Annotated in this window: 10 protein-coding genes; 7 read left to right on the top strand and 3 right to left on the bottom strand. The window is 64.2% G+C overall.

Translation table 11 applies throughout. From position 1 onward, the window contains the following. Nucleotides 1-193: 193 nt before the first annotated feature. Nucleotides 194-1,252, bottom strand: coding sequence for a sigma-54 interaction domain-containing protein (locus tag ACQKPZ_RS24735; RefSeq protein WP_391131418.1), 1,059 nt, complete (start codon nt 1,250-1,252; stop codon nt 194-196). A 294-nt stretch (nt 1,253-1,546) separates the two neighbouring features. Between ACQKPZ_RS24735 and ACQKPZ_RS24730 the strand changes: the two genes are divergently transcribed. From ACQKPZ_RS24730 to ACQKPZ_RS24705, 6 genes are all read left to right on the top strand, one after another. After that, a complete protein-coding gene (locus ACQKPZ_RS24730) occupies nt 1,547-2,620 on the top strand; it encodes an ABC transporter substrate-binding protein (RefSeq protein WP_427543295.1) in 1,074 nt (357 codons plus the stop codon). Nucleotides 2,621-2,631: 11 nt separating this feature from the next. After that, complete coding sequence (locus ACQKPZ_RS24725; RefSeq protein WP_427543292.1) at nt 2,632-3,855, top strand: lipase family protein; 1,224 nt, start codon at nt 2,632-2,634, stop codon at nt 3,853-3,855. Between the two features lie 12 nt (nt 3,856-3,867). Beyond that, on the top strand, nt 3,868-5,067 hold the full coding sequence (locus ACQKPZ_RS24720) for an LLM class flavin-dependent oxidoreductase (protein ID WP_391131424.1): 1,200 nt from the start codon (nt 3,868-3,870) through the stop codon (nt 5,065-5,067). Nucleotides 5,068-5,071: 4 nt separating this feature from the next. Next, nucleotides 5,072-6,625, top strand: a complete 1,554-nt coding sequence (locus ACQKPZ_RS24715; protein WP_427543288.1) for an ABC transporter substrate-binding protein — start codon at nt 5,072-5,074, stop codon at nt 6,623-6,625. Between the two features lie 225 nt (nt 6,626-6,850). Beyond that, entirely contained in the window at nt 6,851-9,427 is a 2,577-nt protein-coding gene (locus tag ACQKPZ_RS24710; RefSeq protein ID WP_427543285.1) for a TonB-dependent receptor, read from the top strand. 107 nt (nt 9,428-9,534) lie between these two features. After that, a complete protein-coding gene (locus tag ACQKPZ_RS24705) occupies nt 9,535-11,718 on the top strand; it encodes an ATP-binding protein (protein ID WP_427543282.1) in 2,184 nt (727 codons plus the stop codon). 22 nt (nt 11,719-11,740) lie between these two features. On the opposite strand, the gene ACQKPZ_RS24700 is transcribed toward ACQKPZ_RS24705, so the two are convergent. Next, nucleotides 11,741-12,373 carry a LysE family translocator gene (locus tag ACQKPZ_RS24700; protein ID WP_427543279.1) on the bottom strand — a complete coding sequence of 211 codons (633 nt, stop codon included), beginning with the start codon at nt 12,371-12,373 and terminating at the stop codon, nt 11,741-11,743. Between the two features lie 67 nt (nt 12,374-12,440). Then, complete coding sequence (locus ACQKPZ_RS24695) at nt 12,441-13,055, bottom strand: LysE family translocator (RefSeq protein WP_391131434.1); 615 nt, start codon at nt 13,053-13,055, stop codon at nt 12,441-12,443. Between the two features lie 111 nt (nt 13,056-13,166). Here ACQKPZ_RS24695 and ACQKPZ_RS24690 point away from each other — a divergent pair, with 111 nt between their 5' ends. Continuing rightward, nucleotides 13,167-13,619 (top strand): Lrp/AsnC family transcriptional regulator, encoded by a 453-nt coding sequence (locus ACQKPZ_RS24690; protein WP_427543276.1) that lies wholly within the window; start codon nt 13,167-13,169, stop codon nt 13,617-13,619. The last annotated feature ends 88 nt before the right edge of the window (nt 13,620-13,707 follow it).

Genomic DNA, 13,707 nt, shown 5'->3' with positions numbered 1-13,707 from the left:
CGAAGCCGGTGCCATCCACCGCGCTGGATTCTTCGCGGGCACGCCCGCTCCCACAGGAACCGCGCAGGCCTCAGGCTTATCCAGTACCTGTGGGAGCGGCCTTGGCCGCGAACACCGGCGAAGCCGGTGCCATCCACCAAGTTGAATTCTTCGCGGGCAAGCCCGCTCCCACAGGAACCGCGCACTGCGCCCACTACGCTTTTGTCAGTTCACCTATCTTCTCCAGCCGCGCCCGCACGATATTGCGGCTGATGTTCAGCAAGCGCCCCGTCTGTAACTGGTTGCCATGGCAATAACGGTACGCCGCCCGGAACACCGTTTCCTCGATATGCTCATACAGGTTGGGCACATTCTGCTCGAACAACGCCAGCAACGCGCTTTCCAGGTCCGGCGGCGCCACACCGGCCGCAGGCAAGTGGGCATGCGCCGCCGGTGCCGCTAGCGGTTGCCGCATGTCGACCAGATGCAAGTCCGCAGGCGCCACCACCTGGTAACGGCACACCAACAGGGCATGGTGTATGGCATTCTCCAGCTCGCGGATGTTGCCCGGCCAGCTATGCGCAAGCAATTTGCGCTCGGCATCCGGGCTTAGCGAGGCACGCTCATAGCCCAGGCGCCTGCAATGCTCCTCGATGAAGAACTCCGCCAACGGCAGGATATCCCCCGGCCGCTCGCGCAGCGGCGGCAGGCGGATCGTCGCGACATGCAGGCGGTAGAACAGGTCTTCGCGAAAATGCCCCGCCACTACCGCATCAGCCAGGTTGACGTTGGTCGCCGCCACCAGCCGCACGTTGATCGGAACAGGCGTGCGAGACCCCAGCCGCACCACTTCACGCTCCTGCAACACACGCAGCAGCTTCACCTGCATGTTCAGCGGCAAGTCGCCGATTTCGTCGAGGAACAGCGTGCCGCCATTGGCCGCCTCGAACCAGCCGGCCTTGTTGCTGGTGGCGCCTGTGAACGCGCCTTTCTCATGGCCGAACAGCTCGCTTTCCACCAAGGTTTCGGCAAACGCGCCGCAGTTCACCGCCACGAAGGGCTCACGCCCACGGCGGCTGAGGTGATGGATATGACGGGCGACCAGCTCTTTGCCGGTGCCGGTTTCGCCGATGATCAGGGTATTGGCCTCGCTGGGCGCCAGGCGCTCGATCCGGCTGAGCAGTTCCTGGGAGCGCGGGTCCTTGAACACGAGCACGGTGGCACGTACCGACTTGGTCAGCTCGCGGGCATTGGGGTGGGTGATCAGCGACATGGGGGCATTCCTGGCAGTTGACGCGCCAGCCAATAGTGCATGAAACAAATTAGATCAAAAAATTATTAATTAATATTTAGATATTCGAATAAGGAATATTCGATTTTTCAACAATCCATTGCTGCTACAGCAGCAACCCGCCAGCACTCCCCTGCCTGCCGCCCAGCAGGCCAGCCCCGCCACCGGTCAGTTCTGGTTGCGTGAAAGCCCCGTAATTCAAGGCTTCCAGAGCATTTTCAAGTGGCTGGCATGCATTTCGCTCTTGGCCTGTTGAACCTTTGCCTGGAGCTGCACATGAACAATCCCTGGCGTCATGCCCTTACCCTGCTGCTTGGCCTGTTCATCAGCCTGACTGCACTGGCAGCTGAACCACCGGCGGCGGTGCGCATTGCCATTGTTGCCTTCACCCAAGGCGGTGCGCCTGTATTCGGCGGTATCCCCGGCCGCGTGATCGAGGAAGGCTGGCTGGAGCAGCAACTGGCCGCCCGCGGCGTGAAACTGCAATGGACCGCCCTGCCCCATGCCGGCGCCGGGCCGCAGATCAACGAAGGTTTCAGCAACGACAGCCTGGACTTTGCCGTACGCGGCGACCTGCCCTCGGTCATCGCCGGGGCCGGCCAGGTGCCGGGCAAACTGGTGGTACCGGGCGGCAGCGGCAACAACATCTACCTGGTGGTGCCGAGCGATTCCCCGGTGCGCAGCATCCAGGACCTAAAGGGCAAACGCCTGGCCCTGCACCGCGGTCGACCATGGGAGTTCGCCTTCAGCAATTTCCTGCAAAGCCAGGGCCTGCAACTGAGCGACTTCAAGATCGCCAACCTCAACCCGCAAGTCGGCGCTGCTGCTGTGTCTGCCGGCAAGGTGGACGCCGCCGTGCTGCTCAACGAGGCCTATGCCCTGGAAGACAAAGGTGTGGCGCGCATCCTCTGGTCGACCAAGCAAGGCGCCAATGACTGGCGGCTGGTGTCGGACCTGTGGGGCACCGACCGCTTCGTGCAGCAGCACGCCGACCTGACGCAACTGGTGGCCACCGCCTGGGTGCGTGCGGCCTGGTGGATCTCCCAGGAGCAGAACCGCGACGCCTACTACGCGCTGTCTTCCCGCGCAGGCGTCAGCGAAAGCGTGCTGCGCCGCGACGACCAGGACGACCCGGTGTCGTGGAAGGCGCGCTGGGCGCCAAAAAGCGATGCCCAGCTCAAGGCCCACTACGACGCGCTGGGCCAGTACGCCCTGGCCAACCGCCTGATCCGCACGCCTTACGACATCACCCACGACCTGGCCACAGGCTTTACCCGCCAGGCCCTGATCGACTTGCAACTGACCCACTACTGGCCGTCGTCAGACGCGCAAATCAGCCATCAACCTTGAGACCCAGCATCATGAAACTGCCTGCTTCCGTCATTTTCGGCCTCAGCGCCCTGGCCCTGTCGATTGGCGCCATGGCCGCCGAAGCCTATGCGCCCAAGCCCGACCCGCAACAGGGCGATGGCCGCGTGTCGGCCTTCTACACCTGGACCAAAGCCATCCCCGCCACACCCGGCAAACTGCTGCGCAGCGAACCGTTGGAACAAGCGCTGAGCCTGCCCAACGCAGCCAGTGCGCAACGCATCCTGTACACCTCGCTGGACGGCATCGACGGCAAGACCCCGGTGGTGGTTTCCGGCGCGCTGTTCATTCCCAAAGGCAAGGCACCGGCAGGCGGCTGGCCGGTTGCCAGCTGGGGCCATGGCACGGTCGGCGTGGCCGATATCTGCGCGCCGTCCTGGGCCGGGCGCAGCTACCGTGACGTGCAGTACCTCAACCGCTGGCTTGATGAGGGTTACGCCATTGTTGCAACCGACTACCAGGGCCTGGGCGTACCCGGTGGCCACCCGCTGCTGAACAACCGCATGGCCGCCTACGGCATTCTCGATGCAGCCAAGGCCGTGGTGGCCGGCGTACCAGGGCTGGCCGACAAGGTGCTGATCATCGGCCAGTCGCAGGGCGGTGCCGGGGCCTTTGCCGCGGGTGCCTACGCCGCCACCTATGCGCCCAAGCTGGGGGTCAAGGGCAGCATCGGCACTGGCGTCATCTATACCATCGGCGCAAAAAACGTTGGCGAGCAAGACCAGGACAAGGTCGACCCGGCCCTGGCCTACGGCTTCTACACCCTGCTGGCTGCGCAGCAGTACGACCCGAGCATCGACCCGCGCGACTTCTACACCGACAAGGCCCTGCCGCTGTTCGAGCAGGCACGCACCAGTTGCCTGTCATCACTGGTCAGCGACGTGGTTGGCACCGGCCTGACCCCGGCAAATGCCAAGAAAGACTACAAGGGTGACAAGCTGAAGCCATGGCTGGCGCAAGTGTCGTACCCGACCCTGAAACTGGCCCAGCCGATCTTCATCGGCACCGGCGCCGAGGACAAGACCCCCGCTGCCGCCACCCAGGTGGCACTGATGCAGGACGCCTGCAAGGCCGGCTCCGTGGTACAGGGCCACCTGTACAAGGGCCTGGGCCACAGCGAAACGGTAAATGCCTCGCTGAAAGACTCGATCCCTTTCGCCCGCCAGGTCATCAGTGGCCAGCCGGTCACCCCTAATTGCAGCCCAAGCGTCCAGTAAGGAGGCCGCCCCATGAGCATCGAGTTCTTCACCCGCCTGCCCTTGCACGGAGAAACCCAGTTCCTGCCCGGCGACCCGCGCAACCGCGGCGACTGGCACGCGGGCGGGCCCAGCAGCGGTGCGGTGTCGGGGTTTGCCGTAGGTGATCACTTCACCTACATCGACTACCTCGGCCAGATCGCCCGCGCAGCGGAAATCAACGGCTTCGGCGGGGCGCTGATGGTCAATGCGCCTACCGGCGAAGAGCCATGGACGGTGTGCTCGCTGCTGGCCCGGGAAACCCGCACGCTGAAGTTCGTCACCGCGTTCCAGCCCTACCACTACACCCCTTGGGTGGCCGTGCAGCAGGCGGCGACCTACCAGCGCGCCACCGGCAACCGCCTGGTATGGAACATCATCAACGGCGGCTCGGATGCCATCCAGCGCCAGGTCGGCGATTTCGAAGGCCACGACGAACGCTACGCCCGTGCCACCGAATTCATGGACGTGGTGCGCGGCTACTGGCACAACGAGCAGTTCCACTATGAAGGTACGTATTACCGTGCCGAAGGCGGTGGCCTGCGCGGCCCGCTGAAAAAGGCCGAGCTACCGCTGATCTGCACCGCGGGCTCGTCGGTGGCCGCACGGGAGTTTGCCGCCAAGCACGCCGACTTTTACCTGATGCGTGCCGAGCACCCGGACGAGATCGCCGCGCTGATCGCCGACATCCGCGCCCGTGCGTTGAAATGGGGGCGCACCGATATCCGCTTTGGCCTGTCCATCGACGTCATTGCCCGCGACACTGAAGAGGCCGCGCTGGCCGAAGCCAAACGCTTCTTCGACGAAGGCGTGGCCAAAGGCACGGTCAAGGCCCGTGCCGCCCACGCCGGCCTGCGCACGGCACGCAAGCTGAGCTACGAAGAAGGCTACAACGACAAGGACGAGCAACAGGCCTTCGACGACTTCTTCATTCACCCCAATGTGTGGACCGGCTTCGGCTACATCGGTATCCCGCCGGGCTGCGCGCTGGTAGGCAGCTACGCCAACGTGGTGGCGCGCATCCGTGAGTACCACGGCATCGGCATCGACCTGTTCTTCCTGGCTGGCTACCCGCACTTGGAAGAGGCCTACCGCATCGGCGAGCACATCCTGCCGCACTTCCGTGGGCAGCGCGCAGCCCTTGCCCGCCCGGCAACCGAACCCGTGCAACTGCACGCCAGCAACGGAGCGTGACGCCATGGCCAGGGACGGTTACCCACTCAGCCGGCGCAGCTTTCTTGGCCACGCTGGCGTGCTGGCCGGCGGGTTGCTGGCCGGCTGCGGCCCCACCGACAGCCCAAGCCATGGCGCAGCCGACCAGCCGCGCCATGGCGGGCGGCTGCGGTTAGGCATCATCGACGGCAACCAAAGCGGCAACCTCGACGCCCACAAACCTGTTGGCAGCGGTATCGTCCGTGGCTTCGCGTTGTACAGCAAGCTATGGGAATGGGACGAGCAGATGCAGCCACGCCTGGCCCTGGCCGAGTTTGCCGAGCCCAATGCCGATGCAAGCAGCTGGACCCTGCGCCTGAAGCCCGGGCTGGAATTCCACCACGGCAAGACCATCGCCGCCGACGACCTGATTTTCTCCATCCGCCGCCTCACCGACCCGCAGCTGGCCTCGCCCTACGCAGCGCTGCTGCACTGGGTGGACCGCGACAACCTGCACAGGCTGGATGACCGCACCGTGCGCCTGGGCTTTCGCAACGGGCGCATTTACCTGCCGCTACCGGAAACCTGGGTCAACTTCGGCGGCATCGTGCCGGTGGACTACCACCCGGTCACCAACCCGGTCGGTGCCGGGCCTTACAAGCTGAAAAGCTTCACACCGGGCCAGCGTTCGCTTTTTACCCGTTTCGACAACTACTACAAACCCGACAAACCCTATGCCGATGAGCTGGAGATCATCGACTTCAAAGACCAGACAGGCCGCCTGGCGGCACTGCGCGCGGGGCAGATCGACATGGCCAATGTCATGTCCACCGAGCACCTGCAAGTACTCCAGGCTGACCCACGGTTGCGGCTGTTGAAGTCGGTGAGTGGCAACTGGTTGTCGTTCGACATGAACACTGCCAAGGCGCCATTCAACGACCCGCGGGTACGGGAGGCGTTCCGCCTGCTGGCCGATCGCGACGAGCTGGTGCGCCGTGCGTTGAATGGCCAAGGCCGGGTAGCCAACGATTTGTATGCGCCATTCGACCCTACCTTCGACCACAGCCTCGGCCCGCGCCCGCACGACCCGCAGCGGGCGGCGCAGTTGCTGCGCGAGGCCGGCCATGAGCAGTTGCAGGTGGAACTGGTGACTACGCCAGGGCCGGGGTTGGCCTCGGCACTGGTGCTGGCCGAACAGGCCCGACGCATCGGTGTAACAATCAATGTACGCCAGGTCGACCTGGCCACGTTCCAGGGGCCGCAGCGCGACGACTGGACGTTGAGTACCGGTGGCAGCATCGGCGCGCCGTTCCTGGCCAGCGCCATTCACACCGATGCGCCGTTTGCCGTGGCCAACAAGACCCACTTCCACGACCCCGAATTCAGCGAGGCCTTTCTCGCCGCCATGGCCCAGCCAGACCTGGAAAAGCGCAAGGCGCTGGTGCACCAGGCGCAGCGTATCCAGTACGAACGCGGTGGCATGTTGATCTGGGGCTTTGCCGATTTGCTCGACAGCGTCAGCACCCGCGTGGGTGGCGCGCAGGCCGAGCAGTCGCTGTTCAGCACCTGGCGGTTCGAGAGCCTGTGGCTGAAAACCTGACCTCGCCATCGCACAATCTCTGTAGGAGCGGCCTTGTGTCGCGATAGGGCCGCAAAGCGGCCCCAGCAATATGGGCACCGACGCTGACTCCCTGGGGCCGCTGTGCGGCCCTATCGCGACACAAGGCCGCTCCTACAGGGACCGTGTCAGCCCCACAACACAAACCGCAGGCGCGGCTGCGCCCTCGTTTCTCCCACATTCCTACTATTGAACGAGGCCCGGCCAATGCCCCGCGTTACCTTGCTGCACCCCAAATTCCAGCCCAGCGCCCTGGCACTGGCCATCCTGGCCACCAGCACGTCATTGGCCTACGCCGAAGACACCCAGCTGCAAACCGTCACCGTACAGGCCGAGCAGCCCGACGACGACACCCTGCCCACCCGCCCGCCAGCCTCGATCTACGGCGGCCTGGAAGCCAAGGTGCTCGACACCCCGCGTTCGGTTACCCAGATCAACGCAGAACAATTGGCCAACGACCCGATCCGCAGTTCCGACGACCTGGTCAAATACGCCCCCGGCATCACCCGTGGCGGCGGCCAGAACGCCGGCATCGCCCCGCAGATGCGCGGGCAGAACACCGAAGTGTTCCAGGACGGCCAGCGCGCCTATGGCGTGCGCCACCCGGCCAACTTCAACGCCTACGAGGGCGCAGACATCGTTGCCGGGCCGTCCTCGGTAACGTACGGTTCGGTCAGCGGCAGCGGCGGCTACGTCAACTACCTGAGCAAGAAGCCCGACTTCAACCGTTTCCGCACCAGGCTTAGCGGCGAAATCGGCAGCTGGATACCCGATGGTGAATCGCGCGATGCCACCAAATTCAGTATCGACAACACCGGCCCGCTTACCGACAACCTGGCCTACCGGGTGAGCATCACCCGCCAGCGCCAGGAGGACTTCTACGACAATGTCGAGAACAACTTCGACGCCTTCTACGGCGCGCTGGCCTGGCGCAACGACAACCTGCGGGTGGACTGGAACGCCGCCTACGACGACTACTACGACTACAACATCACCCACGGCTGGAACCGCGCCACGCAGGACCTGGTCGACCATGGCAAGTACTACGCCGGCCGCGCCACGCCAGTTATACAGAACGGCAACACCTTGTGGTCGCCGGTGCTGTCTTCCGGCGCCGCCGATGCCCAGGTGCTGGGCTGGGTGCAGCGCCAGCGTAACGCCCAGGGCCAATACCAGGTAGTAAACGGCAGCTTCCAAGGCGCCTCGCCCAACACGCAGGCCAACCCTGGCAGCCTGCGCGGCTGGGTCTACGACCCGTCACTGGCGGGCAACGGCCTGACCTCGTTATCGTCACAGACCGGCCAGCGCTCGCAAGACGAGAACCGCTCGCGGCGTTTTACCACGCAACTGCGTGTCGAAGGCGACCTGACACCGGCGATTACCCTGGCCAACAGCACCTTCTATCAGCACTCCACCGACACCACCGACGCGGTGGGCGCATTCCAGGTACAGGGCAAGGACGACATTTTCGACAACCGCTTCGAGTTCCGCGCCCGTGGTCAACTGCAACTGGGCGACCTGACGTTGGTTGACGACAGTAATACCGGGCTGATCTACCGCCGCGAGCGTAACGAGTCGATCGCCGCCAACAACAGCTTTGGCAGCACCATCAACGCCTACGACCTGACCCTGGACCCGACCTTGAAAAACCCCGGCGACCTGCTTGGGCTGGCCGGCCGCAACCCCGCTGGCGGTAACGCTGCGTGGATCGGCCAACCCGGCGTGCCGCAGTTTTCCAGCTACTACGGCTGGCTCAACCTACCGGCCATGTACCCCGCCGGGCATGGCCTGTATGCCGAGTCGGTGGCGCCCTACACCGCCGACAGCACCTGGACCACCAAGACCCTGTTCAGCCAGCACAACCTGCGCCTGGGCGAGCGCGTGGGCCTGAACGTAGGCGCCAGCCGCAGCTGGATCGATGCCCGCATCGAAAACCCGTTCGTGCTGCCCGGCGGCAACCCACGCAAGGACTCGGGCAACTACCGGCTGTTCTCGGTGCAGGTCAGCCCCTACGTCAAACCCACGGACAACAGCACCCTTTACTACACCTTCGACCGTTCGCTGGCAGTGAACACCGGCTTCTTCACCAATGGCCTGGGCTGGGGCAGCGGTGCCGGCGCCAACCAGCTCAACCCGCTGGCCTTCGAGAGCCTGAGCGTGTTGCACGAGGTGGGCTTGAAGGTGGAGGCCGTGCCTGACCAGCTATTCCTTACCCTGGCCGCCTACAAGCAGGCCCGCGACCAGTCGCCGGACAGCAACAACAACATCGCCCGGCTGATCGTCAAAGGCTGGGAGGCTACCCTGCGCTACCAGGACCAGCACCTGCGCGGTGGCCTCAACCTCAGCCGCATCAGTGCCTACAACGAATTCACCAGCCAGGCCGGATTTGCCTCAGCCGGTTTCATCCCCGACAACGGTACGGTGTTCGGCGACAACAACAGCCTGAACCAACGGCCGTCCGGCAAGTTCGATGCAGTGCAGATTCCTGAATACAACGCCGGTGGCTATGTGGACTACCGCTTCGATTCAGGGTTTGGCGTGGAGCTGTCGGGGTGGTGGACCAGCAGCTGGTACCTGAACCTGAGCAAGACGGTGAAAGTGCCCGATGAGTACAACCTTGACCTGGCCGTGTACTACCGCCAGCCGCAGTGGGGGGTGACGGTGCGCATGCTCAATGTCACCGACGAGCTGAATTTCGTCAGTGGCCTGGCCGGCTCCACCAACACCTTCCTGCAGCCGATGCCAGGGCGAACGCTGCTGGCCCAGGTTGATTACCAGTTCTGAAACGTTGTCACCCGCCCGGAGGTCAGCACAGGCGTGCACAAACCCCTCGCCAATCGCCTATTCTCGGTGCACCCTGAGAGCCTTACGCAAACGGACCGGCAGAGCACATGGCAAAATGGCTAGACGGCGGCGGACAGATGGCCGAACGCATCCGCACCCACGACTGGGCCGCAACGCCCCTGGGCCCGCTCGAACACTGGCCAGACGCCCTGAAAACCACCCTGGCCCTGTGCCTGGCCTCGCGCTTTCCCCAGGCCGTGCTCTGGGGCCCGGACCTGCTCACCTTGAACAACGATGCCTTCTCCGAAATTCTCGGGCGCAAGCCCCTGGCACTGGGCATCCCCTTTCGCGACGTGTGGCAGGAAGCCTGGGCCGACATCGGCAGCATGGCCGACCGCGCGCTGGCTGGCGAGGCGGTGTACATCGAAGACTTCCCGCTGACCATTGACCGCAACGGCGGCCCGGAAAGGGCCTACTTCACGTTCTGCTACAGCCCCATCCGCGGCCATGATGGCCAGGTGCTTGGCATGCTCGACACCGTTACCGAAACCACGGCCAGCGTAATAACCAACCAGCGCCTGAACTTTCTTGACCAACTCGGCCGTGCCGTGGCCGAAGCTACTGCCCCGGACCAGATCCTGGCCACCACCACGCGCATGCTGGTGGAGCACCTGGGCCTCTCCAGCTGCGCGTATGCAGTGATGGACCCGGACGAGGACGGCTTCACCATCTGCGGCGACGCAGTGGTCGAAGGCTCGCCTCGGCTGGTCGGGCAGTATCAACTGCATGACTTCGGCCAACTGGCGCTCAGCCGTTTACGCAGCGGCCTGCCCTTGGTGATCAACAACAACCTCCGCGAACTGGCCGCCGACGAGGCAGCTACCTTTCAGGCCATCGGCATCGCCGCGACCATCTGCATGCCACTGATCAAAGGCGGTCGCCTGACCGCATTGATGGCGATCCATGACTGCGTACCGCGCGAATGGACCGATTACGACCAAGCCCTGCTCAGCGAAGTCACCGAGCGCTCCTGGGCCCATATCCAGCGGGTGCAGGCCAACGCCGAGGTGCGCGAAGCCATGGCGGCGCTGGAAGCACTCAATGCCACCCTCGAACACCGCGTCGAAGAGCGCACTGCCCAGTTGCTGCACACCGAGGCCGTACTGCGCCAGACGCAAAAGCTCGAAGCCATCGGCCAGCTGACTGGCGGGGTAGCCCACGACTTCAACAACCTGCTGACCATCATTCGCTCGTCATTGCACTTTCTGCAGCGGCCCAGCCTGGATGAGAAGCGCCGCGAGCGCTACCTCAAGACCATGTCCGACACGGTCGACCGCGGCGCCAAGCTGACCGGCCAGTTGCTGGCCTTCGCCCGCCGCCAGGCCCTGAGCCCGCACGTGTTCGAAGCCGGGCCACGGCTGGAAGCCATGGCCGACATGCTCGACACCGCCACCGGTGCGCGTATCCAGGTCGAGTTGCAGCTGCCACACGCACCCTGCTACATCCGCGCCGACCTCAGTCAGCTGGAAACCGCAGTGATCAACCTGATGCTCAATGGCCGTGACGCCATGGCGGGTGAAGGCACGTTGCAGCTGCGCTTGCAGGCTGACCAACACCTGCCCACCCTGCGTGGCCAGCCTGCGCAGGCCGGCCCGTTCGCGGCGATTTCGGTGAGTGACAGCGGGGTCGGCATTGCTGCTGAACTGCTGGAACGTATCTTCGACCCGTTCTTCACCACCAAGGCACCGGGCGAAGGCACCGGGCTTGGGCTGTCACAGGTGTTCGGGTTCGCCAAGCAGTCCGGTGGCGATGTACAGGTGCAGAGCACCCCCGGCCAAGGCACCACCTTTACCCTGTACCTGCCCCAGGAAGCAGCATCTGCAGCCCCCACCGCAGACACCCCGGCCAGCACCCTGGCACAGGCGCAAGGTGAGCAGCGGCGAATACTGGTGGTGGAAGACAACCCCGACCTTGGCAACTTCACTGCGCAAATCCTTGAAGACCACGGTTACCGGATCAGCTATGCGCGCTCAGCCGAAGATGCCCTGGCCCAATTGGCGGGGCCAGCAGGTGATTTCGATGCGGTGTTTTCCGACGTGGTGATGCCGGGCATGGGCGGCCTGGCACTGGCCCGTGAACTGCGGCGTCAGCGGCCGCAGTTGCCGGTCGTGCTCACCTCGGGCTACAGCGAAGCGATTGCCGAGGGCGGGCACCAGGGCTTTGCATTTCTGGCAAAGCCCTATTCGGCAGAACAGGTGTGTCAGATACTCGAGAAGGTGCTGGGCAGCTAAGCCCAGCGGCGCGCCTGCAAGATCAACGGCGCCCTTCAGCCAACATACGTACCGCCAGCCCGGCGAGTACCGTGCCCATCAACCAGCGCTGAACCTGCTGCCACAGCGGCCGACCGGCCAGGAACACGGCAATGGAACCGGCCATGATCGCGATCAATGCATTGACCGAGACGCTGATGGCGATTTGCGTCGAGCCCAGCACCAGTGACTGCACCAGTACACTACCGTGACCGGGCTCGATGAACTGCGGCATCAGCGACAGGTACATGACGGCGATCTTGGGGTTCAACAGGCTGGTGGCGAACCCCATGGTGAACAGCCGGCGCGGGCTGTCTGCCGGCAGGTCCTTGACCTGGAACGGTGAGCGACCGCCCGGGCGCAGGGCCTGCCAGGCCAGGTACAGCAGGTACAGCGCGCCACCGATGCGCAGCGCGTCGTAGGCGAAAGGCACAGCCATCACCAGGGCGGTAATGCCCAGTGCGGCGCAGAACATGTAGATGACGAAGCCCAGCGCTACGCCGCCAAGGGAAATCAAGCCAGCCTTGCGCCCCTGGCAGATCGAGCGGGAAATCAGGTAGATCATGTTCGGCCCGGGGGTCAGGACCATGCCGAGGCAGATCAGGGCAAAGGTGAGCAGTTGCGTGGTTCCGGGCATGGGGCACATCCTGATTGTGCGGTGGGGTGCCGGCGAGTTTATCTGAAGCCGTTCGATACCGGTCAACTCAGTTGATTTGCCCCGCAATCAAACCCAGGGCCACCGCGATCATGGCCACCCCGGATACCCGCCCGACCAGCCTGGCCGCCCCCGGCCGGGTGCTCAGCACGGCCTTGGCGCCATAGCCGACCAGCGAATAGATCACCAGCGAGCTGCACAAGTGCACCAGGCCCAGCAACAGGATCTGCAACGGCACCGGCCAGCTTGACTGCGGGTCGGTGAACTGCGGCAACAGGGCCAGGAACAGCAGGAACACTTTCGGGTTCAGCCCGCTCACGCAAAACCCTTTCAACGCCCAGCGCGAGCCCGACTCCCCCACGCCGCCCTGCCCGGCCTCCGGCAATGCCGGGCTGAGCAACAGGTTACCGCCCAGCCACAGCAAGTAGCTGCAGCCTGCCAGCGTCAACAGGGTAAGCGCCAGCGGGTGGCCGGCCAGCAGGCTGCCGACCCCGGCCGCCACGACCAGGGTCGCCAGGAAATGCCCCGACAGCATCCCTGCCACTGCCGGCATCACCCAGCGCCCCCGCATGCCCGCCGAAATGGCGTAGGCCCAGTCTGCCCCTGGGGTCATCACGAACAGCATCGACACGGCCCAGAACGCCGTCAGAACACTGATAGCCACTTGAATCTTCCTTTTCCACTGCTTTGGGATGTCGAAAGATTACGGATTCCGCCCGGGGATTTTCTTTCGTATACTCCCCGTTATGGTTCAATTACTGGAAGATCCTTCTCAATGGACAGGACTGATCGAAAGATTCTTGCCGAACTACAAAAAGACGGTCGCCTGTCGGTGACCGAGTTGGCTGACCGCGTGGGGCTCAGCCTGTCGCCTTGCCATCGGCGCCTGAAGGCGCTGGAGGAGTCCGGGGCGATCCTGGGGTATCACGCACGCCTGGCGCCGAGTGCCCTGGGGCTCAACTTTGCCGCGCTGGTGTTCGTGACCCTGCGCGAGGTCACCCGCCAGCCGGTGGCGGACTTTGAAGCGGCACTGGCCGAGATCCCACAGATTGTCGAGGCGCAGCGGCTGTTTGGTGACCCGGACTACCTGCTGCATGTGGTGGCCAAGGACCTGCCGGCGTTTCAGAAGCTGTATGACGAGAAGCTGACCAGCATTCCCAATGTGAAGCGCTTGAGCTCGACCTTGGTGATGAAAGAGGTGATTCAGGATCGGATGTTGCCGATGTAGCGGTTTTCCTGCGCCGGCCCTTTCGCGGGGGGGGGGCCGCCCCCCTCCCGTTCACCACTTTTTTTAGTTTTTGTTTTTGATTTTGTTG

The organism is Pseudomonas sp. NPDC089547 (assembly GCF_050280665.1).
Lineage (GTDB): Bacteria > Pseudomonadota > Gammaproteobacteria > Pseudomonadales > Pseudomonadaceae > Aquipseudomonas.
This window is presented reverse-complemented; position numbering and strand designations above follow the sequence as displayed.

Coding starts and splice junctions, on each gene's coding strand:
- ACQKPZ_RS24725 (WP_427543292.1), top strand. CDS start 2,632: ATGAAACTGCCTGCTTCCGTCATTTTCGGCCTCAGCGCCCTGGCCCTG.
- ACQKPZ_RS24720 (WP_391131424.1), top strand. CDS start 3,868: ATGAGCATCGAGTTCTTCACCCGCCTGCCCTTGCACGGAGAAACCCAG.
- ACQKPZ_RS24715 (WP_427543288.1), top strand. CDS start 5,072: ATGGCCAGGGACGGTTACCCACTCAGCCGGCGCAGCTTTCTTGGCCAC.
- ACQKPZ_RS24705 (WP_427543282.1), top strand. CDS start 9,535: ATGGCAAAATGGCTAGACGGCGGCGGACAGATGGCCGAACGCATCCGC.
- ACQKPZ_RS24690 (WP_427543276.1), top strand. CDS start 13,167: ATGGACAGGACTGATCGAAAGATTCTTGCCGAACTACAAAAAGACGGT.
- ACQKPZ_RS24710 (WP_427543285.1), top strand. CDS start 6,851: ATGCCCCGCGTTACCTTGCTGCACCCCAAATTCCAGCCCAGCGCCCTG.
- ACQKPZ_RS24730 (WP_427543295.1), top strand. CDS start 1,547: ATGAACAATCCCTGGCGTCATGCCCTTACCCTGCTGCTTGGCCTGTTC.
- ACQKPZ_RS24700 (WP_427543279.1), bottom strand. CDS start 12,373: ATGCCCGGAACCACGCAACTGCTCACCTTTGCCCTGATCTGCCTCGGC.
- ACQKPZ_RS24735 (WP_391131418.1), bottom strand. CDS start 1,252: ATGTCGCTGATCACCCACCCCAATGCCCGCGAGCTGACCAAGTCGGTA.